Here is a 23,042-nt window from a genome sequence, read left to right as displayed (position 1 = left end):
TTAAGCCGCCAGAGGTGCGGCCGTCGCTTCCGACAGCGCCCACACATCCAGCATGGCCTCTTCCAGATCGCTGGCCAGCGCAAAGCCGGACAGGTCCAGCGCATTCACCACCAGCTCTACCGCTTCGGCCGGGCTATGGCTGCTATCGGCATGCTTGAGTACCTGCGCCAGCAAACGCTGCTGGGTGCGGCGCAACGCGTTCTGTGCATAGCTACGCAGCTGTTCCTGTGAACGGTTCAGCGCTGGCAGCTTGAGGCCGCGTTCCAGCGTATCGATGCCCACCTGTGCACGCAGCGCCATGCCTACCTGTACAAACGCTGGCAGGTCCATGCCTTGCGGACGTTGCACGGCCAGCGCGGCAAATACGAAGGCAGCAATGGCTTCGATGCCATCCACCGCCTGCCATGCCTGCACGAACTCGGCACGCAGGCCGGCGGTCGATTCGGCGTCGGCCGAGCCTTCGGCAGCACCGATCCTGGCCAGCGTTTCCGGCTGGGCAAACAGCTTGCTCAGTTCCGCCACGCCAGCACGCAGCTGCTCTGGCGGCACTGCCAGCACGCCTTCGATCACGGCTTTTTGCAGCACACGGGTGCGGCCGTCTACCTTGATCGATACTGCACGCGGAATCTTCAGCGCGTCGGCATCCAGCGTATTGAACACCGGTGCCAGATTCAGTGCCGCCCATGCCTGCCCCCAGGACAGTATTACATCGGACTCGCTCGCACCATGTTCGGCAGCGATCTGACGCAGCATCAGCGGACCGCAGCGGTTCACCGATTCATTCGCCAGCACGGTCGCCAGTATGGCGTTGGCCAGCGGGTGCGCCAGTGCCGAGCGGGTGGCCACCAGCAGATCAGGGAAGTAAGGCGTGAGCACAGTTTCGGCCCAGCCCAGATCCGTCAGCGGCAGTGCCGACAGGATGCGCTTGTAGCGGTTCTTCACGTTGGCGATCACCACTGCCAGTTCCGGCGTGGTCAGGCCGCGGCCATCGGCCTTGCGGCGTGCCAGTTCGGCCACGGAAGGCAGCTGTTCCAGTTCACGCGACAGCGCGCCTTCTTCTTCCAGACTGGCGATCAGGGCAGCATAGCCATCCTGCACCGCTGCATCGCCCTGCGCCTGTGCTTCGCGCACCAGCAACTGGGTCTGCAGCGTGTTATCGCGCAGTACCAGACGTTCGATATCGGCCGTCATGTCGTTCAGCACGCGGTTACGCTCGGTTTCGCTGAGCTGGCCCGCATTCATTTCCACGTCCAGCCACATTTTCGCGTTCACTTCGTGGTCGGAGCAGTCCACCCCGGCCGAGTTGTCGATCGCGTCGGTGAAGATGCGGCCGCCCGTCAGTGCAAACTCGATACGGCCGGCCTGGGTGGCACCGAGGTTACCGCCTTCCGTCACCACCTTGCAGCGCAACTGGTTGCCATCGACACGGATATTGTCGTTAGCGCGGTCTTTCACCTGCGCGTGGGTTTCCGTGGAAGCCTTGATGTAGGTACCGATACCGCCGTTGTAGAACAGGTCCACCGGCGCCTTGAGGATGCGGTGCATCAGTTCTTCCGGTGCCAGTGCGGTTTCTTCGATATCGAGCACGGCGCGGATTTCCGCCGACAGTTCGATAGAACGGGCGCTACGCGGGAACACCCCACCGCCAGCCGAGATCAGATCCTTGCTGTAGTCTTCCCACGACGAACGTGGCAGCGCAAACATGCGGGCACGCTCGTTGAACGATTTTTCCATGTCCGGATTCGGATCGAGGAAGATGTGGCGGTGGTCGAAAGCAGCCACGATTTTCAGTTTGCGCGACAGCAGCGCACCGTTACCGAACACGTCGCCCGACATGTCGCCCACACCCACCATGGTGACCGGCTCGGCGTGGATATCGTGATCCATTTCGTAGAAGTGACGCTTCACCGCCTCGAATGCGCCCTTGGCAGTAATGCCCATTTTCTTGTGGTCGTAGCCGTTCGAGCCGCCCGATGCAAACGCATCACCCAGCCAGAAGCCGCGCTGCACGGCGATGCCGTTGGCGATGTCGGAGAAGGTCGCCGTGCCCTTGTCGGCAGCCACCACCAGATACGGGTCATTGCCGTCGTAGCAGACGGTGTCCGCCGGTGGCACGATCTTGCCCAGCACGCGGTTGTCGGTCACTTCCAGCAGGCTGGCAATGAACAGGCGATACACGGCTTCGCCTTCCGCCGCGATGGTTTCACGCACAGCGTCTTTCGGCATCTGCTTGCAGACGAAACCGCCCTTGGCGCCGGCTGGCACGATCACGGCATTCTTCACCATCTGCGCTTTCACCAGACCCAGCACCTCGGTGCGGTAGTCTTCCATCCGGTCGGACCAGCGCAGACCGCCACGGGCCACAGGGCCGCCGCGCAGGTGCACGCCTTCGAAGCGGCGCGAGAACACGAAGATCTCGCGGAACGGACGTGGCTCCGGCACCAGCGCCAGATTGCTGGTATCGAATTTGAAGATGATCTTGTCGCCCTGCTGGCCGTTCTGGAAGTAGTTGGTACGCACGGTAGCGCCCATCAGATCGGCCATGGCGCCCAGCACTTCTTCGCTATCGGCGTGGTTGATGGCAGGCAGACGGCTCTTGATGGCGGCCAGCGATTCCAGCGCGGCGGCACGGGTGGCTTCGTCGTTGGCGGGGTCGAAGCGCTGCAGGAAGGCATCCACCAGCTGCTTGACTACCACCGGCTGCTTGCGCAGGGTTTCGGCGATGTAGCGCACCGAGAAACGGCTGCCGGTCTGGCGCCAGTAGCTCATGTAGGCACGCACCAGCTGGATGTGGCGCACGCTCAGGCCACCGAGCACCACCAGACCATTCAGGCGGCCATCTTCGGCTTCGTTGTTCAGCAGTGCTGCCAGCAGTTCTTCCGTCACGCCGACGATGCCGTCGTGTGCCAGTGCTTGGGCACTGGCGGCGTCCACGGCCAGACTGGTGACGTAATGGCGCTGGCCATCTACGCGCAGCGCGTGGGTCTGTTCGCGGTCCACCAGCACACCGGCGTTATGCAGTGCCGGCAGGATCGCCGACAGCGCTGGTACGCGCTCCACCGAATACAGACGGATAGTGGTGCCGCTGTCAGCGATCTGCACGCGCACATTGACGCGGTTCATATCGCTGCGGCGCAGGATCACGCCCAGATCGAGGAAGGCAGCCTGCGGCGTGGTGGTGGCCACGTAATCCACCGGCAAGGTAGCGCACATGCGGCGCAGGCTGGCGCGCAGTGCCACGTCGGCCACCGCATCGGCCTGTGCCGAGAACTGGTCATGCCAGCCGTCCAGCACGGACAGCAGCGGCTGCTGGATATCGCTTTCCAGATCGAGCGGATAGCGGGCAGCGTGGGCAATCAGGTAGACGCGGGCCAGCGGGCCATCGGCCACCAGCGTCTGCGAGCTGACATGGCTGGCGCCGGAGCTGGCCTGCAGCGCTTTAGCCAGCGCCGAAGCCACACTGGCGCTGTAGCGCTCGCGCGGCAGATACACCAGCACATTCAGGTGACGGGCATATACGTCGCGGCGGGCAAACACTTTGGTGCGTGGCTGCTTGTACAGCGACACCACGGCGCCGCACACTTCGGCCAGCCATTCGGTTTCCGCTTCGAGCGCTTCGGTACGCGGCAGCGATTCCAGAATCTCGATGAATTTCTCGGCGCGGAAGCCTTCCTGACGCACACCGGCGATGCTCAGCACCTTGGCGACGCGGCCACGGGCGAACGGCAGGCGGTTCAGCGGAGTGGCCGTAGCGGCGCGGGTGAACAGACCGACGAAGCAGTATTCGCCCAGAATCGCGCCTTGCGCGTCCGTGTGGCGCACACCGATGAAGTCCAGTTGCTGTTCGCGGTGCAGCGTGCCTTCCACGTCGGCTTTGACGATGGACAGGGCGTTGGCGCGTTTCGACAGCGTGTCGAAGTCGCCCGGAATATTGGCCAGACAGGTGCCATACACTGGATGGGAAGTATCCTGCAGCACGCCGATACGGCTAGGAATATCGCGCTCCAGTTCGCGCACGCCGGCTTTCACCTGATAGTAGGCATAGCCGAAAGGTTCGAAGCCTTCGGTGCGGGCCCAGTCGAGGAAGGCCGCCACTTCCCTGCCTTCTTCGCCCTGCGCAGCGGCTTCGGCGCCGATGCGCTCGAAGTGCGCCAGCATGGCAGCCGTATCGCGGCGCACCACGGCGGCATCGCGCGACACCATTTCTAGCCGCTCCACCAGCATGCCCAGCTCCGCTTCCGGCAAGTCTTCCGTCAGCAGACACAGTACATACGATTCCAGCTTGTCGCCGCTCTGGCCTACGGCAGTCACCGCGCCATCGGCATTGCGGCCTACTGCCAGCACGCCGTTCAGCACCGCGTTCACGCCCACGCGCAGTTTGCGCGCCGCCATCACGATCGAATCGACCAGATACGGCATGTCGTCATTGAGGATCAGCAGCGCAGTGGCCATGCCGCCGCGGCCATCGTCATAACGCAGGCGCGCTATCTGCGCGGCGCTGCCGCGACGCTGGGCAGCCTGAGTGAAACCATCCCACAATACCGGCGCCAGACTGGCAGGCGCAGTGCCGGTCAGATCTTCGTCATCCAGTGCGCCCAGCCATGCGCTGATCAGCGCTACAACGTGGGTGCTGGCGGCAGCAGGCTGGCGGGCATGCACCAGTTCCAGAGTCTGTGCACGCAGGTCTTGTGACATTTGTTTCATTGTTGCTTCTCCAATACGTTATGAGTATTTTTGCTTGCAGGGCCGCACCGGCTTATGGCTGCGCGGCTAGGGTTGAGTGTCATTAAACACTAAATAGACGTCAAATGTTAGATGGGGGCAATACCCTGTATTACAAATCATACAGCCCCGGTAAACCGAGGATGCGGCTCAGTTCTTCCAGCGCCGTGTGGACTTCAATCGCCAATGCAGGATCGGCCAGATCGGCCGGTTCCAGCCGGTCGCGGTAATGCTTCTCTACCCACGCCACCAGCGTGTGGTACAGCGCTTCCGTCATCACTACGCCCTGATGCATGGCAGCCGCTTCGGCATCTGTCAGCGCCACGCGCAGACGCAGGCAGGCAGGCCCGCCGCCATTGCGCATGGACTGGCGCAGATCGAAGTGGATCAGTTCATCGACGGCGTCGCCGCTAGCCACCAGCTCTTGCAGATAGGCTGCCACGGCGGCGTTTTCCTGACATTCGTGCGGGATCACCAGCGCCATCTTGCCGTTGTCCTTGCTCAGCAACTGGCTGTTGAACAGATAGCTGGCCACAGCGTCTGCCACCGACACCTGCGCCGTATCGACGCGGATGGCATTGAGCTTGGCGCCCACGCCATCCATGGCCTGACGCAGCTGCTCCAGACTATTGGCGGTATCGGCAAAAGCCTGCTCGTGATAGAACAGCACATTGGCATTACCGACAGCGATCACGTCGTTATGGAACACGCCCTGATCGATCACCTCGGGATTCTGCTGGACATACACGGTACGGCCGGCAGACAGACCATGCAGACGGGCCACCGCCTGCGACGCTTCCAGCGTCTGGCGGGCCGGATATTTTTGCGGTGCAGGCACGGCTACATCGAACTCCGAACGGCCGTACACGAACAGCTCCACTGCGGAATCGCCATGTGCACTGCACAAGCGCGTGTGATTGGCCGCGCCTTCATCGCCGAATGCTGGCGTGCCGGGCAAGGCATCATGGACGGCAAAATGCTGCTCGTCCTTGAAAATGGCGCGCAGCGCGCGGGCCGACTGGCTGTGCTCATGGGCGCGGTGCAGCTTGTTATTCAGATTGGCCGGCGTGAAATGGGTGCGGCCATCGGCCGTATCGGCCGACGGGCTGACAGTAGCGGCATTCGCCGTCCACATGGGCGACGCAGAATAGGCGCAGGCCAGCAGCACCGGTGCTTCCTTAGCAGCGCGCGCCAGCACCTCGGCATCGCTGCCGCTAAAGCCGACACTGCGCAGCAAGCGGAAATTCGGCCGGTCCTGCGGCGGCAGCAGCGCCTGAGCAAAACCGCGCTGAGCCAGCGCACGCATCTTGGCCAGTCCCTGCAGAGCAGCCAGCTTGGGGTTGGAGGCGCTCTTGACGTTGTTAAACGATGCCACGTTACCGAACGACAGACCGGCGTAGTTATGCGATGGACCTACCAGACCGTCAAAGTTGAATTCGCGTGCGCTCATGCCAGCTCCTTAGAAGTGCATGCCGGGCGACAGCTTGGCCGGCATTTCCAGTACATTGTTTTCGATCGAGGCGACCGGATAGGCGCAGTAGTCGGCGGCGTAATAGGCGCTCGGCCTATGGTTGCCCGATTTGCCCACGCCGCCGAACGGCGCGCTGCTGGCTGCGCCCGTGGTCGGACGGTTCCAGTTGACGATGCCGGCGCGGGCGCGTACCTGGAAAGTCTTCCACAGTTGTTCGTCGTTCGAGATCAGCGCTGCCGCCAGACCGAATTCGGTGGCGTTGGCAGCCTTCATGGCGGCGTCGAAATCGGCCACGCGGATCACCTGCAGCAACGGGCCAAACCATTCTTCGTCAGGAATGCCCTGCGCGTTGGTGACATCGACGATACCGGCCGAAACAAAGCCCGTGTTCTCGTCCAGCTGGCGCATTTCCAGCAGGCTCTTGCCGCCCTTGGCGATCATGTCAGCCTGCGCCTGCACCAGACGCTTGGCTACTGCGGCCGACACCACCGGGCCCATGAACGGCGCCGGTTCCGCTGCCGAAGCGCCGATGGTCAGACGGCTGGCCACATCAACCAGACGGGCCACGATGGCATCGCCTTCCGCACCGTCACGCACGATCAGGCGACGGGCGCAGGTGCAGCGCTGGCCGGCCGAAATAAAGGCCGACGAAATCGCCATGAACACGGCCGCGTCGATGTCCTTCACATCCCACACCACCAGCGGATTATTACCGCCCATTTCCAGCGCCAGCATCTTGCCCGGCTGGCCACCGAACTGCTTGTGCAGCGCGCTGCCGGTCTGGCAGCTGCCGGTGAACAGCACACCGTCCAGATGCGCATTCTGGCCCAGCGCCACCCCCGTATCGCGCGCACCATTGACCAGATTAATCACGCCTTTCGGCACGCCAGCCTGCTCCCACAGCTGCACGGTTTTCACGGCAGTGCGGGGCGCATATTCGCTAGGCTTGAACACCACCGTGTTACCGGCGATCAGCGCTGGCACGATGTGACCATTGGGCAGGTGGCCGGGGAAGTTGTACGGGCCGAACACGCCGAACACGCCGTGCGGACGGTGACGCAGCACGGCTTCGCCATCGGCCACCTTGGCGTGGGATTCACCGGTACGGGCGCCATACGACTGTACCGAGATATCGATCTTGTTGGCCATGGTGGTCACTTCGGTGCGGGCTTCCCACATCGGCTTGCCCACTTCCTCGGCGATCAGCAGCGCCAGCGCTTCGGCTTCCTGCTTGAGCAGGTCGCGGAAACGGCTGCACACGGCAATGCGCTGTTCCAGCGGCGTCAGCGCCCATGCTTCGAAAGCGGCGCGCGCAGCGGCGCAAGCCTGCTCCACATCCTGTGCAGTCGATGCTCGGCTGGCCCAGGTCTGCTTGCCATTCGATGGATCGATGGTGACCAGTTCGGCACCGCTACCGGCGCTCCAGACGCCGTTGATGAAATTACTCAGCACATTAGACATGGGGGTTCTTCCTCGGATTGAGTGTCAAGGTACGCACGCTATCGCCGGGTTGGCAATGCAACGCTTTCTGTTCGTCTTCCGGCAGCGCGATCGCGCCGTTGACGGGTGCCGTTTGCGACAGGATCATGCGGAAGTCGCTCAGGTTGGTATTCGAGATCAGCATAGGATCGGTCTGCGGCGCGCAGGCGATTTCGCCCGCCATTACGGGGCCGATTTCAGCCAGCATGCTTTCGCGCATGGCGCGCAGTTCCGACACGCGCGCCTGCAGCACAGGGCCGGCATCGAAGATGTCCACATAGCCTTCGAAGTACAGGCCTTCCTGCTCCAGCAGGCGGCGCGCCGGCGCGGTAGAGGTGTGCACCTTGCCGATCACGTCCTGCGCATCCTGCGGCAGGTAATCGACGTACATGGGCTGGCGCGGCATCAGCTCGGCGATGAAGGACTTCTTGCCCACGGCCGTCAGCGCATCGACGTGATCGAACTCCATCTTGAAGAAATGGCGGCCCAGACCTTCGTAGAACGGCGAACGGCCACTCTCCTCCTGATAGCCGCGCATTTCCGCGATCAGCTTCTCGGTGAACAGGTGAGGGAACTGGGCGATGAACAGGAAGCGGCATTTGGACAGCAGCTTGCCGTTGTTACCGGTGCGGTAGTCGGGATGCAGGAACAGCGAGCACAGTTCCGTACTACCCGTCAGATCGTTCGACAGGTACAGGGTTTCCATGCGGGTGAACACATCGATCTCGCGGCTGGAATGCACCAGCGTGCCGATGCGGTAGTTATAGAACGGTTCCGTCAGACCCACCGCTCCCTTGATGGCGCACACCCCGGCGATGCGGCCGTTGTCGGTGTCCTCCATCACGAACATGTAGTCGCGCTTTTCCGGCGCAATGGTTTCCGCGAACGAGGCCACGGCCACGGCCAGCCGGTCGCTCATCATCTTCATGTCGGGCTTGAGGGTGGTCATGCCGCTGCCCACCTGCGTCGCCATGACATACAGGGCATCGAGATCGTTAGCGGTGATAGCGCGTACAACTAGCATAGGATTTCCACCTTAGATACGGACGCAGATCACGGTATCGCCTTCGGTCACGCGCAGGGCTTCCTGCACATCGGCCGACAGCGCCACATTGACTTGCGATTCCAGCGCCGCACAGTGAGTAATCACTGCACGGAATTGATGTTCGGCGGCAGCCGCCACGGCATAGCGCACTTGCGGCTCGCGGCCACGGTCGGGCGACTCGTCGGCCAGCGCCACGCGCCGCTGCAAGGCGCCGCTGAAGGTGCGCAGCGAATTTTTGTGCGCCTGCAGGATGGGCCCGCCGTCAAAGATATCGATGTAGTCGTCCGCTTCGAAGCCTTCTGCCGTCAGCAGATTGAAGGCCAGCTCGCCGGACGGATGGATCTGCCCCATGGCGGCCTGCGCATCACCGGGCAGCAGCGGCACGTACACGGGATAGTGCGGCATCAGCTCGACGATCAGCGTGCGGTTACGCGCACCGCCTATCACCCGCTCGGCATCGAGGAAGTCCATCTTGAAGAATTTGCGGCCCAGCGCATCCCAGAACGGCGAACCGCCCGTGCTATCGGTCACGCCGGCCAGCGGCACGAAGAAGCGGTCCGAGAAGCGGTGCGGCGCCAGCACGGCAAACATCAGCCGCGCACGCGACAGCAGCGCCGCTTCCGGCGTGCCGTGTTCGCGCTCGCCCACATAGAAACTCGACAGCTGCGAATAGCCGGTCAGCTCCGAGCACAGCGTCAGCGCATGCACGCTGTGGCTGATGTTGAGGTCACGCGATACCTGCTGGATCACGTCGTTACGGAAGGAGAAATAGGTGCCGTTGGAACCTGCTGCTGCGAAAATCGCTGCCGTCCCCACGATGCCCGGCTCGCCCGGCGCTTCCAGCACCAGCAGATAGGCTTCTTCGCTGGGGATATCGACATGGGCCGCAAACGAAGCGATGGAACGCTCCACCATGGCGACGATTTTCTCGCGCGTCTTCGGCAAGGTGTGCACACCCGGCATGCTCACCGCCGCCAGCGCTTCGAGGGCAGCAATATCCGTCAGCTCGACCGGACGAACTACATACATGTGGACTCCTTCGTGCGGTGCACAGTGCAATATGAATTAGCCCGGCAACGTAACGCCGGGCTTAAATGAAAGACGGCGGAACCAGTCCGCCGTTGCTACATGCTGCCTATCAGGCGGCTGCTTTGATCATCTGATCGAGCGACAGGCGCAGGATGCGGTCGGCTTCGGCGATCTGCTCGTCGCTGACGATCAGGGCCGGGGCCAGACGCAGCACGTCCATGCCGGCGATCAGCACCATCAGGCCATTGCCTTCGGCAGCGCGCTGGATGTCTTTCGAGCGGCCTTTCCAGCCATCCGTCACCACCAGACCCAGCAGCAGACCGGCACCGCGTACTTGCGCGAACACTTGCGAGTAGTCCGCCACCAGTTTCTCCATGGCCGCGCGCAGCTTGGCGCTGGCTTCTTTTACGCGGGCCAGGAAGGCTGGCTGGTTAATGGTATCGAGCACGGTCAGCGCCACGCTGGTAGCCAGCGGGTTGCCGCCGTAGGTGGTGCCGTGGGTGCCCACGCTCAGCGCCTGCGCCAGTTCATTGGTGGTCAGCATGGCGCCGATAGGATAGCCATTGCCCAGCGCCTTGGCCGAGGTCAGGATGTCCGGGGTGATGCCGTAGGTCATGTAGTGGTACAGATCACCGGTACGGCCCATGCCGCACTGCACTTCGTCGAAGATCAGCAATGCGCCCGTCTTGTTGCACAGCTCGCGCAGTTCTTTCAGGAAGGCCGGATCAGCCGGCATCACGCCGCCTTCGCCCTGCAGCGGCTCGACCACCACGGCGCAGACGTCATCGCCAATGGCAGCGCGGGCGCTGTCGATATCGTTGAACACGATGTGGTCGATCGATGGCGGCAGCGGCTCGAAACCTTCGGTGTATTTAGGCTGGCCGCCAACGGACACGGTGAACAGAGTACGGCCGTGGAACGACTGCAGGCAGGACACGATGCGCGATTTGTGCGGGCCGAACTTGGTATGGGCGTATTTACGGGCCAGCTTGAAAGCGGCTTCGTTGGCTTCGGCGCCGGAGTTGCAGAAGAATACGCGATCAGCAAACGTCGCTTCCGTCAGGGCCTTGGCCAGACGCAGCACGGGCTCGTTGGTGTAGCCATTGCCCAGATGCCACAGGGTATTGGCCTGACGGGTCAGGGTATCCACCACAGCAGGGTGGCAGTGGCCCAGCGCAGCGACGGCGATGCCGGAGGTGAAATCCAGATAGTGCTTGCCATTCTGATCCCACAGATCCAGACCAGCACCTCGCACTGGCACCATCGCGGCTGGTGCATAAGTCGGCACCAGAACTTCGTCAAAAGTCTGACGCGTTACAGGACGGTTGGCGATGGTTGAATCTAGCTTGGCGTTCATGGCAATCCCTATCAATGTTGGGTCAGTGCGGCACAGCACCGCGTGGACCCATTATAAAAAGCGGAATGCTAAAACTCTTTTCTAATGGCGACAAGGATTTTCACTTTTGCCCGCGCGAATAAACTTGCCAGAAAGACCAGCAAGCAGGCGCGCTAGGCCGGCGGTGCCAGCTTGCGCTGGCGCTCCTCGCGCGGGGTATTGCCGAACAGGGCGCCAAACGCGGTGGAGAAGTGCGAACCGGAGGAAAAACCGCACATCAGCCCTACCTGCACGATGGAATGATTAGTTTCCAGCAGCAACTGACGGGCGCGCTGCAAACGCAGCTCCAGATAGTAGCGCGACGGCAGGCTGCCCAGATACTGCTTGAACAGGCGCTCCAGCTGCCGGCGCGACAGCCCCACCAGATTGGCAATATCATCCGTCGAGAGGGGCTCTTCCAGATTGGTTTCCATCAGCGTCACTGCCTCGGACAGCCGCGGCTGCAAGGCGCCGAAGCGGGCCTGCAGGGCCACGCGCTGGCGCTCGTCATGGCCGCGCACCCGTTCCACGCACAGGCTTTCCTTGATATTGGCCTGCACGGTAGCGCCGAACAGAGCTTCGACCAGGGTCAGCGAAAAGTCGATACTGGCAGCCCCGCCGCAGCAACTGAAATGGCGCCCGTCCAGCGCAAACAGATTCGGTGTGAGCACGGCGCGCTCGCTAAAGCTCTCCGTTTCCGCATACAGCGACCATGGCAGGGCAATGCGTACACCGGCCATGGCGCCAGCCGCCGCCAGCCACAGCACGCCCGCGCCCACACCACCCCAGTAGTCGGCCGAACGGCAGCGCTCGATCACGGCACGGATCAGCTCCGGCGCCAGCGGCGCCTGCTGTTCGTCGGCCACCAGCAGGGCGATATGCCAGCCCGGCTGGGCCAGCACCACCTGGGTGGGCGACATGGTTTCCAGATGCAGCACATCGCGCCCCAGCGCGGCAGCGGCAAGGCGCAGCGGCTGCACCAGTCCGGCCCAGCTGATGGCGTCCGCCTCCCCTGCATTCACCAGCAGTATGCGCAGGGGGCGCTGTTGCGCCAGAGGGGCGAGAGCTTCGAACGACATGGGCCGCCAGTTTACTCCGGTGCCAGCGCAGCGGCAGGACGTTCGGTGCTCCACTGGCTGACGATCATGCCGGAGATTAGCAAGCCGGCCCCCAGCAGGCCATTCCACGCCAGCGTTTCGCCGAGCCAGAAATAGGCAAAGATGGCAGCGCAGCCCGGTTCGAAGGCATAGATCACAGCTGCTTCGTTGGCGCTGCTGTGGCTCTGGCCCCAGGTCTGCAGCGAGATGATCGCCGCCGTCGCCACCACGCCCAGATACAGCAGATTCCAGCCATAGGTCTGCAGGCCGGTGCTGATGTAGGCTATATAGTTCGGCAATTCTTCGGCGCGCTCGGCACTACCCAGCGGCACTTCGCGCAGCAGCAGCCAGATGGCCGCGCACAGGGCCACGGTAACGATCTGCGCCGCCGTCAGCGTCATCAGGCGCTCGACCTTGCGGGTGGTGGTTTCCATCAGCTTGACGTAGATGCCGAAGAACAGCGCGCACAGCATGGCCAGCGTGTCGCCCCGGCCCCACGTAAAGCTGCCTTCCCAGCACAGCGCAAACAGACCGGCCAGCGCCAGCACCAGTGCCAGCATGATGCGACGCTCCAGCTTCGCCCCCATCAGCACGCCCAGCAGGGGCGGCACCATCACATTCAGGCCGGTGACAAAAGCATTGCGGTTGGAACTGGTCAGCGCCAGCCCTTCGATCTGGAATACGTAGCACAGAAACAACACCATCCCCGCCAGCGCCCCCCAGCCGAGGTCGCGCAAGCGGGCGCGCCACAGAAATGGCGCCAGCAGCAAGCTGGCCAAGGCAAAGCGGCACAGCACGATCCAGCTGGCCGACAGATAACCGGTCATGTCCTTCATTGCAGGGAAAGTCGTGCCCCAGACCAGGGTAACGATGAGTAAAGCGCTAATGCCTCGCAGGTGTTGTGACATCTCTGGCAATCCAAATGAACGGAGCCAACATTGTACGCTGCAGCGTTTCAGTTGGCGATGCGGCTATAATCATGGCCTATGGGTGAACGATTCTTGAAGAGCATCCGGCTGCTGGCCGAATGTATGCAGGGCTATGAGCGCCTCTCTGGCTGTTATGTACGCCAGAGTGGTCTCACACATGCCCAGTTCGACATCATCGCCACACTGGGCAACACCGCCGGCATGTCCTACAAGGACCTCGGAGAAAAGACGCTGATTACCAAGGGCACGCTGACGGGAGTGATAGAACGGCTGGAACAGAAAGGACTGGTGGAGCGCCAGCGCAGCGATTGCGACAAGCGTTCCTTCTTCGTGCGCCTGACGGCAGAAGGCGAGCGCACTTTTGCCTGCGCCTTCCCGCAGGTGGTGCAGCAAAGCGGCAAAGCTTTTGCCCACTACAGCGAGGAAGAGTTCCGCGCCCTCGAAGCCAGTCTGAGCATGCTCAAGGCCGCCATCACGACCAGTTTGCAGGAATGCCCGTCCACCCCTGACTCAACCAAGGAAAACTTTTGAAAACGACATTGATCGATGGCGTCAAGCCAGCCAAATTCGACAAACACATCATCGGCAACCTGCTGCTCAATCCGGCCACGGAAGACGAAGTGCGCATGGAAAAACTGCTGATCGGCATACGCAATGAAGACGGCGAAATCTACCGTCTGATCGGCGCGACCAAACCGAACAGCTTCATGAACGCAGTAGAAGAACTGGGCGAACTGGATCTGATCGATGAACTAAAAGACTACGACGACCCGCAGGATGGCTACGATGCCATCTTCAGCGAAGAGTAATTCCCTTCACGACTCTTCGCGTATCCCCAGCTCGGCGCGCCAGCTTTTCAGCAGCACGCCGCGCCGGACCGGATAGCGTTCTGCCAGCGTCTGCACGGCCAGTATGCGGTCGATGCGGAAATGCCGGTAGGCCGAACGCATCTCGCACCATGCGGCCAGCAGCCGTTTGCCCTCGAAAAATGCCAGCGCAAACGGCCACACCATGCGCTCGCTCGCGCGTCCCTGCTCGTCACAGTAAGACAGCTGCAGCCGCTGCTGGTAGCGGATCGCCTCGCGCACCGGCTGCACATGCACATCGCTGACGGCGCTGGCGTCGTCGCCTAGCGGCACCCACAGGCTGGTCTCGGCCATATCGTCGCGCAAATCCCGCGGCGTGGCGGCAGCGATGCGGGCCAGCGCACTCTGGGCCGCAGCCGCCAGCCCCGCATCGCCCTGCCGCCTGACCCAGCGCGCGCCCAGCACCAGCGCCTCGATTTCATCCACGCCGAACATCAGCGGCGGCAGAAAGCTGCCCGCCTTGAGCCGGTAGCCGATACCGGCCTCGCCTTCCAGCGGCGCGCCCAGCTCCCCCAGCGTCCTGATATCGCGATAGATGGTGCGCTCCGATACACCCAGCTGCTCGGCCAGCCGCGCTGCCGTTACCGGATGGCGGTAAGCACGCAAGGCATCCATCAGCAGAAACAATCGCCCACTGCGACTCATACAGACCCCGAATAAAAAATCCCCCGTTGAACTGCGCGCTCAGCGGGGGATCGTTGCAACCGTTAGCGCTTACACCACTGCGCCATCGGTCTCGTCTTTTTCCTTGACCGGCTTGATCAGGTCTTCACGCTTCACGCCCAGCCACATGGCCACGGCAGCTGCCACGAATACTGAAGAATAGATACCGAAGCAGATACCGATGGTCAGCGCCATGGCGAAGAAGTGCAGCGTCGGGCCGCCCAGGAACAGCATGGACAGCACCATCATCTGGGTACAGCCGTGGGTGATGATGGTACGCGAGATGGTCGAGGTGATCGCGTTATCGATCACTTCATGCACCGAAGCCTTGCGCTGCTTGCGGAAGTTCTCGCGGATCCGGTCGAAAATCACCACCGATTCATTCACCGAGTAACCGAGTACGGCCAGCACACCGGCCAGCACGGTCAGCGAGAATTCCCACTGGAAGAAGGCGAAGAAGCCCAGAATGATCACCACGTCGTGCAAGTTAGCGATAATCGCAGCCACCGCAAACTTCCACTCGAAGCGGATGGCCAGATAGATCATCACGCCCACTACCACGGCGGCCAGTGCTTTCAGGCCGTTCTCGGTCAGCTCGTCGCCCACCTGCGGACCGACGAACTCCACCTTCTGCAGCGATACCGCTTCGGCGCCGGCCGTGTCGGCGCAGCTCTGCTTGACCACGTGCTCGCCTTTGGCGGTGACCGTGTCGATGTCTTTCAGGCCGCCGCTTTCAGCTTTGCACAGCGCGTCGAACACCTGTGCCGAAGCGTCTTTCGGCGACACGTTCTTCACCACCGGCAGACGCAGCATCACGTCATGCGCCGTGCCGAAGCTGGTCGCTTCAGGCTGTTCGTAGCCTATCTTTTCCAGCGTGCCGCGTATCCGTTCCAGATTCGCGGCCTGCTGGTAGCGCAGTTCCATCACCGTACCGCCGGTGAACTCCACCGACAGGTGCAATCCCTTATGCAGCAGGAAGAACACGGCCGCGACGAAGGTCAACGCCGAAATGACGTTGAACACCAGCGCGTGGCGCATGAACGGGATGTCTTTTTTAATGCGGAAAAATTCCATGTTTGCAGCCCCTGTTTATTTCTGATCCGGTACCCAGACGGTACCGATAGCGATACTTTGCAGCTTTTTCTTGCGGCCGTACCACAGGTTGACCACACCGCGCGACACAAACACGGCGGAGAACATCGAGGTCAGAATACCCAGCGTGTGTACCACAGCGAAGCCGCGCACGGGACCGGAACCGAAGGCCCACAGTGCCAGACCAACGATCAGGGTGGTCACGTTGGAGTCGATAATGGTGGCCCAGGCGCGCTCGAAACCGGCAGCAATGGCTGCCTGCGGCGAAGCGCCGGAGCGCAGTTCTTCCCGCACCCGTTCGTTAATCAGCACGTTGGAGTCGATCGCCATACCTAGCGCCAGCGCAATCGCGGCCATGCCGGGCAGAGTAAGCGTGGCCTGCATCAGCGACAGCAGCGCCACCAGCAGCAGCAGGTTGACGCCCAGCGCCAGCACGCTGAAGAAGCCGAACATCATGTAGTAGACCAGCATGAACACGGCAATCGCAGCGAAACCGTAGATGGTGGAGTGCATACCTTTGGCGATGTTCTCCGCACCCAGCGCAGGGCCGATGGTACGTTCTTCGATCACTTCCATCGGTGCCGACAGCGCGCCGGAGCGCAGCAGCAGGGCCAGTTCGGCCGAGTTCTCGGCATTGCCCATACCGGTGATCTGGAAGCTGCTACCGAATTCGCTCTGGATGGTGGCCACCGACAGCACTTCCGGTTTGCCTTTTTCAAACAGCACGATGGCCATGCGCTTGCCCACGTTGTCGCGGGTCAGGTCGCGCATCTTGCGGCCACCGTCGCCATTCAGGGTGATGCTGACAGCAGCCTGCTGGTTCTGGTCGAAGCTGGCGACGGCGCTGGAGATGTAATCACCGGTGATGACTACGTCCTTGCTCAGCACCACAGGCACGTTACGGCCCACGGTGAACAGCTCGGAGTTGAACGGAATGGCCGACGACAGTTCGGTGCCCGGCGTGATCGAGTTATCCGTCATGCGTACTTCCAGCGTGGCGGTACGGCCGATCACGGCACGGGCGCGGGCCACGTCCTGCACGCCCGGCAGCTGCACCACGATACGGTCAGGGCCTTGCTGCTGGATCACCGGCTCGGCCACGCCGAGTTCGTTCACACGCTTGGACAGGGTGGAGATATTCTGCTTCACGCCATCGTCTATGGTCTGCTTGAGGGCAGCCGGTTTCAGGCTCACCACGGTTTTCAGCGCATCGCCTTCGCCGCTGTCGACAAACGACAGGTCGCCCAGCTGGCTGGCCAGCACGTCCTTGGCTTTCTGGCGGGTGGCATCGTCGCGGAAGCGGATTTCGATGTTGTCACCGACGCGGTCGATACCGGCGTGGCGCACGTTCTTGTCGCGCAGCTGGCTGCGGGCCGCCGCCTGGATACCCTGCACGCGCTTGTTCAGCACAGCCTTGGTATCAACCTGCATCAGGAAGTGCACGCCGCCGCGCAGGTCCAGACCGAGGTACATCGGCAAGGCGTGCAGCGATTGCATCCATTTAGGCGTATCCGATTGCAGATTCAGCGCCACCAGATAGGTCGGGTCGCTAGGATCGGCATTCAGGCCTTTTTCCAGCACGGACTTGGCGCGGAACTGGACATCGGGGTCGGCAAAGCGGGCGCGCACGGAGGCGTAGGTGCCGCTGCCATCGAAGGCGATGCCGTTGTTGGCGATGTTGGCCGCTTTCAGCACATCGTCCACTTTGGCCACCATATCGGCCGTCATCTTGACGGTGGATTTACCACTCGTCACTTGAACCGCAGGCGACTGGCCGAAGTAGTTGGGCGCGGTGAACAGTGCGCCCAGCAGCACAGCCGCAAGGATCAGTATGTATTTCCAGAGAGGATAGCGATTCATAATTTCAACGTTGTAGTGTGGCGTTGGATGCAACACGGCCCGCGTCACAGCGGGCCGTAGCAATTACAGCGTTTTCAGCGTGCCCTTAGGCAGCAGCATGGTGACGGAGTTTTTCTGCACCACCAGTTCGGTGCCGTTCGATACTTCCAGCGTCACGTACAGATCGGTCACTTTGACCACTTTGCCCAGCACGCCGCCAGCGGTGACGACTTCGTCGCCCTTGGCCAGCGCGTCCATCATGGCTTTCTGTTCTTTCATGCGCTTTTGCTGAGGACGGATCATCAGGAAATACATCGCAACGAACATCAGGATCAGCGGCAGGAAGCTACCGATGTTGCCACCCAGGCCGAGTGCGTCGAGCGGGGAAGCGGATTGGGCGTATGCGTTAGAAATGAACACAGGTGACTCCGATAATAGTTAAAAAAATAGCGCTGTATTCTAGCACTGGCCGGAAGGCGCTAGGACTTCTGGCCATATGGGAGGGATAAATCTTTTTACAAGACGCATCCGCAAATTAGTTGTTGTTTAAACACCACGCGCGCGGTCGGCATGGAATTGCAGCGTCCATGCGTGGAAACGGTCCTCGTCCAGTGCATCGCGCATCTGGCGCATGATGTCGAGGTAGTAGTGCAGGTTGTGGATGGTGTTCAGGCGGGCGCCCAGTATCTCCTGGGTGCGGTTCAGGTGGTGCAGATAGGCGCGCGAGAAGTTACGGCAGGCGTAGCAGGTGCAGCTGGCGTCCAGCGGTTCCTTGTCATCCTTGTAACGGGCATTCTTGATTTTGATGTCGCCAAAGCGGGTGAAGATCCAGCCGTTACGGGCATTCCGGGTCGGCATCACGCAGTCGAACATGTCCACCCCGTTGGAAACGCCGGCCACCAGATCTTCCGGCGTCCCCACCCCCATCAGGTAGTGCGGCTTGTTGGGCGGCAGTTTCGGGCCGACGTGAGCCAGTATGCGCATCATGTCTTCTTTCGGCTCGCCCACCGACAGACCGCCGATAGCCAGACCGGGGAAGTCGATCTTTTCCAGACCTTCCAGCGATTCGTCGCGCAGCATTTCGAACATGCCGCCCTGGACGATGCCGAACAGCGCGTTCGGATTCTCGCCACGGTGGAATTCGTCGTAGGAACGCTGGGCCCAGCGCAGCGACATGCGCATCGACTTGGCCGCTTCATCGAGGGTGGCCGGACGCTCGCCTATCTTGTACGGCGTGCATTCGTCGAACTGCATGACGATGTCGGAATTCAGCACGCGCTGGATTTGCATGGAAATCTCGGGCGAGAGGAACAGCTTGTCGCCATTGATAGGCGAATTGAAGTGCACGCCCTCTTCCGTGATCTTGCGCATGGCGCCCAGCGAGAACACCTGGAAACCGCCCGAGTCGGTGAGTATCGGCTTGTCCCAGCCCATGAAGTCGTGCAGGCCGCCAAACTTGGCCATCACATCATTGCCGGGGCGCAGCCACAGGTGGAAGGTATTGCCGAGGATGATCTGGGCGTTGATTTCCTTCAGTTCCAGCGGCGACATGGCTTTGACCGAGCCATAAGTGCCCACTGGCATGAAAATCGGCGTCTGCACGACACCATGGTTGAGTTTCAGCGTGCCGCGGCGGGCCTTGGTCAGACCGCTGCTATCGGTCTTGAGTAATTTAAATTCCAGCATGGTTATCCTTTATTTGCACGCGCTTGGGTGGTCAGCAGCATGGCGTCGCCATAGCTGAAGAAGCGGTATTCATTAGCGATCGCATGGGCATAGGCCTGGCGGATCGGTTCAAAACCGGCGAAGGCCGACACCAGCATCAGCAGGGTCGATTTCGGCAGGTGGAAGTTGGTGATCAGGCGGGTGACGGTCTTGAATGCGTAACCGGGCGTGATGAACAGGGCCGTATCGGCGCTGCCTGCTTCCAGCTGGCCGCTTTGCGAAGCCGATTCCAGCGCGCGCAGGCTGGTGGTGCCCACCGCTACCACATCGCGCCCTGCGGCGCGGGCGGCGCGCACGGCGTCCACGGTTTCCTGCGGCATGGTGTACCACTCGGTATGCATCTTGTGCTCGGACAGCACTTCGTTGCGCACCGGCTGGAACGTACCGGCGCCCACATGCAGGGTAACGAAGGCAAAGTTCACGCCTTTGGCTTTCAGGGTTGCCAGCAGCTTTTCGTCAAAGTGCAGACCGGCGGTCGGTGCAGCCACCGCACCGGGTACCTTGTTGAACACGGTCTGGTAGCGGTTTTCATCGAAGCTATCGGCCGCGTGCTCGATGTAGGGCGGCAGCGGCAGACGGCCATAGGCTTCGATCAGCTCGAATACATCGCCATCGAAATGCAGCGTGAAGAACTCGCCGGCACGCTCGCCCACCGTCACAGTGAAAGCGTCGGCCAGCCGGATTTTCACGCCGGGGCCGGGCGACTTCGAGGCTTTCACCTGCGCCAGCACTGTACGCGAATCCAGCACGCGCTCGACCAGCGCTTCGATCTTGCCGCCGCTTTCCTTGACACCGTAGAAGCGCGCTTTCAGCACACGGGTATCATTCATCACCAGCAGATCGCCCGGCTGCAGCAGATCGACGATATCGGCAAACTGGCGATCAATGATCTGTTCGCCATCGAGATGCAGCAGGCGCGAAGCACTGCGATCAGGCAGGGGGAATTGCGCAATACGCTCTTGCGGCAAGTTAAAATCGAAATCGGAAAGCGTGTACATATACGAACTTCTGGAAACTGTTGACGAAAATACGGGTAGGCCCAAAACCGGTGCTAGCCTTACAATACTGGCGGCCAACCCTCTATTTTACGCTAGCGCCCGAAAATTGCTCGAATATGCCTGTTGCAAGCCCCAAACCTAGTCCCGGCGCCGCCGCCAAAGGCGCGCGCAAAAACGTCAGCCCGCAGGCCAGACTGGCCAAGCTGGGCCTGCACACGGACATGGATCTGGTGCTGCATCTGCCCATGCGCTACGAGGACGAAACGCAGGTTGTCAGCATAGAAGAAGCCTGTCTGCATGGCGGCCAGACTTCGCAGGTGGAAGGGGTGGTGGTCAAGAACGAGATCGCCTACAAGCCGCGCCGCCAGCTGCTCGTGCATATCGCTGACGCCACGGGCGATTTGCAGCTGCGCTTCATGAACTTCTACGGCAGTCAGGTGAAGCAGCTGGCCGAAGGCACGCGCGTGCGCGCCCGCGGCGAACTCAAACATGGCTTTTTCGGCGCCGAGATGGTGCACCCTGCCTACAAGGTGATCAACGAAGGCGCACCGCTGCCGACTTCGCTCACGCCCGTCTATCCGGCAGGCGAGGGCCTGTCCCAGCCCATACTGCGGCGCGCCATCGGCGACGCCATGAAACGCATAGACTGGAGCGACACCCTGCCCGCTCAGCTACGCCAGCGCATGCAGCTGAGCGATTTCGAGCCGGCCGTGAAGCTGCTGCACTACCCGCCCCAGCAGGTGGACGAGCACGCGCTGGCCGACCGCTCCCATCCCGCCTGGACGCGCATGAAGTTCGACGAACTGCTGGCCCAGCAGCTGTCGCTCAAACGCGCCCAGCGTGCGCGCCGTGCCAAGGGCGCAGCAGCGCTGACGGTGACGGGCGACCTGTCGGCCCGCTTCGAAGCTGCGCTGCCGTTCAAACTGACACGCGCCCAGCAGCGCGTGCTGGGCGAAATCCGCCACGACCTGCGCCATCCCTACCCCATGCAGCGCCTGCTGCAGGGCGATGTAGGCAGCGGCAAGACCGTGGTGTCGGCACTGGCTGCGGCACAGGCCATCGATAGCGGTTTTCAGGCGGCGCTGATGGCGCCGACGGAGATACTGGCCGACCAGCACTTCCGCAAGATCGCTGCGTGGATGGAACCGCTGGGCGTGAAAGTGGCGTGGCTGACGGGCAGCCTGAAGAAAAAGGACAAGCTGGCCGCGTATGCGCTGATCGAATCGGGCGAAGCCCAGCTGGTGATCGGCACCCATGCGCTGATCCAGGACGCCGTCAACTTCGCCAATCTGGGGCTGGTCATCGTCGACGAACAGCACCGCTTCGGCGTGGGCCAGCGCCTTACCCTGCGCAACAAAGGGCAGGAAGGCGCCATCCCGCACCAGCTGATGATGTCGGCCACGCCGATCCCGCGCACGCTGGCCATGACTTATTACGCCGATCTGGAAGTGTCCGTCATCGACGAACTGCCGCCGGGCCGCAGCCCCATCGTCACCCGCGTGATCGACCAGAACCGCCGCGACGAAGTGATAGAACGGGTGCACGCAGCGGCGCTGGAAGGCCGGCAGATCTACTGGGTCTGCCCGCTGATCGAAGAATCGGAAGCGCTGCAGCTGCAGACCGCCACCGATACCCACGCCCTGCTGGCCGAAGCCCTGCCCGATCTGAACGTGGGGCTGGTGCATGGCCGCATGAAGCCGCTAGAGAAGCAGCAGGTGATGGATGCCTTCAGCGCCAACCAGATGCAGGTGCTGGTGGCCACCACCGTGATCGAAGTGGGCGTGGACGTGCCGAATGCGTCGCTGATGGTGATCGAGCATGCCGAGCGTTTCGGCCTGTCGCAGCTGCACCAGTTGCGCGGGCGGGTGGGACGGGGTTCGGCTGCCAGCGTCTGCCTGCTGCTGTATCAGAGCCCGCTGGGTGGCGTCGCCAGGCAGCGCCTGATGACGATGCGCGAAACCACCGACGGCTTCGAGATTGCGCGGCGCGATCTGGAAATCCGCGGCCCCGGTGAATTCCTCGGCGCGCGCCAGTCGGGTCAGGCCATGCTGCGCTTTGCCGACTTGGAAACGGATGGCTGGCTGGTGGATCAGGCGCGCGACGTGGCGCACGATCTGCTGCACGCCAACACGCCTGAAAAAGCCGCCACGGTGGAAGCCCATCTGGCCCGCTGGCTAGGCGGGCGCGAAGAGTTCCTTAAAGTTTAGGGCTTACTTGTAGATACCGCAGCCGACGATCAGGTCGTCGTATTTTTCCACATAGGTGGACTTGGCCTCGACCACCGAAGTAACCGGATTCGGCCACTGGTAGTTAATCCAGCCGCTGCCCTTGTTCTTGGCTACCTCGATAAACTCCTTGATCATCAGGGTGCCATTGGCATCGCGCAGCTGCATCAGGTCTTTGCCTATCAGCTTGGGATTGGCCCCATGCGCCAAATTGAAGCCCTTCATGTCGTACACCATGATGTACAGATCACGGTCGCGGAACTGGCCTTTGGGATCGTTAAATGCGGCGAAGGCCTTGTCGCGGCCATTCGCCTTCAGATAGTCCACCGCCTTGCGCACCATGGCCGTCGCCTGATCGGCCGTACCACGCTCCTGCGCCTGCGCACCACCATGCAGTCCCAGCGCCAGCAAAACCAGCGCCATCAGCTTGAATAACTTTGCCATGATGTCTCCTTTGTTTTTGCGACATGAACCCGCCGTCACGCCA

Annotated in this window: 18 protein-coding genes; 3 read left to right on the top strand and 15 right to left on the bottom strand. The window is 61.9% G+C overall.

Translation table 11 applies throughout. The features are described from left to right. From GTP27_RS13920 to GTP27_RS13885, 8 genes are all read right to left on the bottom strand, one after another. Nucleotides 1–4,704, bottom strand: coding sequence for an NAD-glutamate dehydrogenase domain-containing protein (locus GTP27_RS13920; protein ID WP_161039781.1), 4,704 nt, complete (start codon nt 4,702–4,704; stop codon nt 1–3). A gap of 130 nt (nt 4,705–4,834) precedes the next feature. Then, complete coding sequence (gene astB, locus GTP27_RS13915) at nt 4,835–6,172, bottom strand: N-succinylarginine dihydrolase (protein ID WP_161039780.1); 1,338 nt, start codon at nt 6,170–6,172, stop codon at nt 4,835–4,837. Nucleotides 6,173–6,181: 9 nt separating this feature from the next. Further along, nucleotides 6,182–7,645, bottom strand: a complete 1,464-nt coding sequence (gene astD / locus GTP27_RS13910; RefSeq protein ID WP_371865933.1) for a succinylglutamate-semialdehyde dehydrogenase — start codon at nt 7,643–7,645, stop codon at nt 6,182–6,184. 1 nt (nt 7,646) lies between these two features. After that, nucleotides 7,647–8,696: an arginine N-succinyltransferase gene (gene astA / locus GTP27_RS13905; protein WP_161039778.1), complete on the bottom strand. Its 1,050-nt coding sequence runs from the start codon at nt 8,694–8,696 to the stop codon at nt 7,647–7,649. A 12-nt stretch (nt 8,697–8,708) separates the two neighbouring features. Continuing rightward, nucleotides 8,709–9,746 (bottom strand): arginine N-succinyltransferase, encoded by a 1,038-nt coding sequence (locus GTP27_RS13900; RefSeq protein WP_161039777.1) that lies wholly within the window; start codon nt 9,744–9,746, stop codon nt 8,709–8,711. A 109-nt stretch (nt 9,747–9,855) separates the two neighbouring features. Next, nucleotides 9,856–11,103 carry an acetylornithine/succinylornithine family transaminase gene (gene astC / locus GTP27_RS13895; protein WP_161039776.1) on the bottom strand — a complete coding sequence of 416 codons (1,248 nt, stop codon included), beginning with the start codon at nt 11,101–11,103 and terminating at the stop codon, nt 9,856–9,858. Between the two features lie 152 nt (nt 11,104–11,255). Continuing rightward, nucleotides 11,256–12,200 (bottom strand): GlxA family transcriptional regulator, encoded by a 945-nt coding sequence (locus tag GTP27_RS13890; RefSeq protein WP_161039775.1) that lies wholly within the window; start codon nt 12,198–12,200, stop codon nt 11,256–11,258. Between the two features lie 11 nt (nt 12,201–12,211). Further along, nucleotides 12,212–13,126 (bottom strand): DMT family transporter, encoded by a 915-nt coding sequence (locus GTP27_RS13885; protein ID WP_161039774.1) that lies wholly within the window; start codon nt 13,124–13,126, stop codon nt 12,212–12,214. 78 nt (nt 13,127–13,204) lie between these two features. On the opposite strand from GTP27_RS13885, the gene GTP27_RS13880 reads away from it, so the two are divergent. Next, complete coding sequence (locus GTP27_RS13880; RefSeq protein WP_161039773.1) at nt 13,205–13,678, top strand: MarR family winged helix-turn-helix transcriptional regulator; 474 nt, start codon at nt 13,205–13,207, stop codon at nt 13,676–13,678. Beyond that, nucleotides 13,675–13,956, top strand: coding sequence for a hypothetical protein (locus GTP27_RS13875; protein ID WP_161039772.1), 282 nt, complete (start codon nt 13,675–13,677; stop codon nt 13,954–13,956). The genes GTP27_RS13880 and GTP27_RS13875 overlap by 4 nt, the downstream gene beginning before the upstream one ends. Before the next feature lie 6 nt (nt 13,957–13,962). Here GTP27_RS13875 and GTP27_RS13870 read toward each other — a convergent pair whose 3' ends face one another. From GTP27_RS13870 to queA, 6 genes are all read right to left on the bottom strand, one after another. Further along, a complete protein-coding gene (locus tag GTP27_RS13870) occupies nt 13,963–14,658 on the bottom strand; it encodes a helix-turn-helix transcriptional regulator (protein ID WP_202416789.1) in 696 nt (231 codons plus the stop codon). A 69-nt stretch (nt 14,659–14,727) separates the two neighbouring features. After that, nucleotides 14,728–15,750, bottom strand: a complete 1,023-nt coding sequence (gene secF, locus GTP27_RS13865; protein ID WP_161039771.1) for a protein translocase subunit SecF — start codon at nt 15,748–15,750, stop codon at nt 14,728–14,730. Nucleotides 15,751–15,765: 15 nt separating this feature from the next. Then, nucleotides 15,766–17,628: a protein translocase subunit SecD gene (gene secD, locus GTP27_RS13860; protein WP_161039770.1), complete on the bottom strand. Its 1,863-nt coding sequence runs from the start codon at nt 17,626–17,628 to the stop codon at nt 15,766–15,768. A gap of 63 nt (nt 17,629–17,691) precedes the next feature. Beyond that, nucleotides 17,692–18,027 carry a preprotein translocase subunit YajC gene (gene yajC, locus GTP27_RS13855; protein WP_161039769.1) on the bottom strand — a complete coding sequence of 112 codons (336 nt, stop codon included), beginning with the start codon at nt 18,025–18,027 and terminating at the stop codon, nt 17,692–17,694. Nucleotides 18,028–18,153: 126 nt separating this feature from the next. Further along, a complete protein-coding gene (gene tgt / locus GTP27_RS13850; protein ID WP_161039768.1) occupies nt 18,154–19,293 on the bottom strand; it encodes a tRNA guanosine(34) transglycosylase Tgt in 1,140 nt (379 codons plus the stop codon). A 2-nt stretch (nt 19,294–19,295) separates the two neighbouring features. Continuing rightward, on the bottom strand, nt 19,296–20,330 hold the full coding sequence (gene queA / locus GTP27_RS13845) for a tRNA preQ1(34) S-adenosylmethionine ribosyltransferase-isomerase QueA (RefSeq protein WP_161039767.1): 1,035 nt from the start codon (nt 20,328–20,330) through the stop codon (nt 19,296–19,298). 116 nt (nt 20,331–20,446) lie between these two features. Here queA and recG point away from each other — a divergent pair, with 116 nt between their 5' ends. After that, nucleotides 20,447–22,537, top strand: coding sequence for an ATP-dependent DNA helicase RecG (gene recG, locus GTP27_RS13840; protein WP_161039766.1), 2,091 nt, complete (start codon nt 20,447–20,449; stop codon nt 22,535–22,537). 3 nt (nt 22,538–22,540) lie between these two features. On the opposite strand, the gene GTP27_RS13835 is transcribed toward recG, so the two are convergent. After that, nucleotides 22,541–22,999, bottom strand: coding sequence for a cache domain-containing protein (locus tag GTP27_RS13835; RefSeq protein WP_161039765.1), 459 nt, complete (start codon nt 22,997–22,999; stop codon nt 22,541–22,543). Between the last annotated feature and the right edge of the window lie 43 nt (nt 23,000–23,042).

The organism is Duganella qianjiadongensis, from assembly GCF_009857915.1.
GTDB lineage: Bacteria > Pseudomonadota > Gammaproteobacteria > Burkholderiales > Burkholderiaceae_D > Rugamonas > Rugamonas qianjiadongensis.
Note: the sequence above shows the minus strand (reverse complement) of the source record. Positions and strands in the feature narration are given on the sequence as shown.

Coding starts and splice junctions, on each gene's coding strand:
- GTP27_RS13890 (WP_161039775.1), bottom strand. CDS start 12,200: ATGTCGTTCGAAGCTCTCGCCCCTCTGGCGCAACAGCGCCCCCTGCGC.
- tgt (WP_161039768.1), bottom strand. CDS start 19,293: ATGCTGGAATTTAAATTACTCAAGACCGATAGCAGCGGTCTGACCAAG.
- GTP27_RS13885 (WP_161039774.1), bottom strand. CDS start 13,126: ATGTCACAACACCTGCGAGGCATTAGCGCTTTACTCATCGTTACCCTG.
- secD (WP_161039770.1), bottom strand. CDS start 17,628: ATGAATCGCTATCCTCTCTGGAAATACATACTGATCCTTGCGGCTGTG.
- GTP27_RS13880 (WP_161039773.1), top strand. CDS start 13,205: ATGGGTGAACGATTCTTGAAGAGCATCCGGCTGCTGGCCGAATGTATG.
- astA (WP_161039778.1), bottom strand. CDS start 8,696: ATGCTAGTTGTACGCGCTATCACCGCTAACGATCTCGATGCCCTGTAT.
- GTP27_RS13870 (WP_202416789.1), bottom strand. CDS start 14,658: ATGAGTCGCAGTGGGCGATTGTTTCTGCTGATGGATGCCTTGCGTGCT.
- GTP27_RS13900 (WP_161039777.1), bottom strand. CDS start 9,746: ATGTATGTAGTTCGTCCGGTCGAGCTGACGGATATTGCTGCCCTCGAA.
- astB (WP_161039780.1), bottom strand. CDS start 6,172: ATGAGCGCACGCGAATTCAACTTTGACGGTCTGGTAGGTCCATCGCAT.
- GTP27_RS13920 (WP_161039781.1), bottom strand. CDS start 4,704: ATGAAACAAATGTCACAAGACCTGCGTGCACAGACTCTGGAACTGGTG.
- astC (WP_161039776.1), bottom strand. CDS start 11,103: ATGAACGCCAAGCTAGATTCAACCATCGCCAACCGTCCTGTAACGCGT.
- queA (WP_161039767.1), bottom strand. CDS start 20,330: ATGTACACGCTTTCCGATTTCGATTTTAACTTGCCGCAAGAGCGTATT.
- recG (WP_161039766.1), top strand. CDS start 20,447: ATGCCTGTTGCAAGCCCCAAACCTAGTCCCGGCGCCGCCGCCAAAGGC.
- secF (WP_161039771.1), bottom strand. CDS start 15,750: ATGGAATTTTTCCGCATTAAAAAAGACATCCCGTTCATGCGCCACGCG.
- GTP27_RS13835 (WP_161039765.1), bottom strand. CDS start 22,999: ATGGCAAAGTTATTCAAGCTGATGGCGCTGGTTTTGCTGGCGCTGGGA.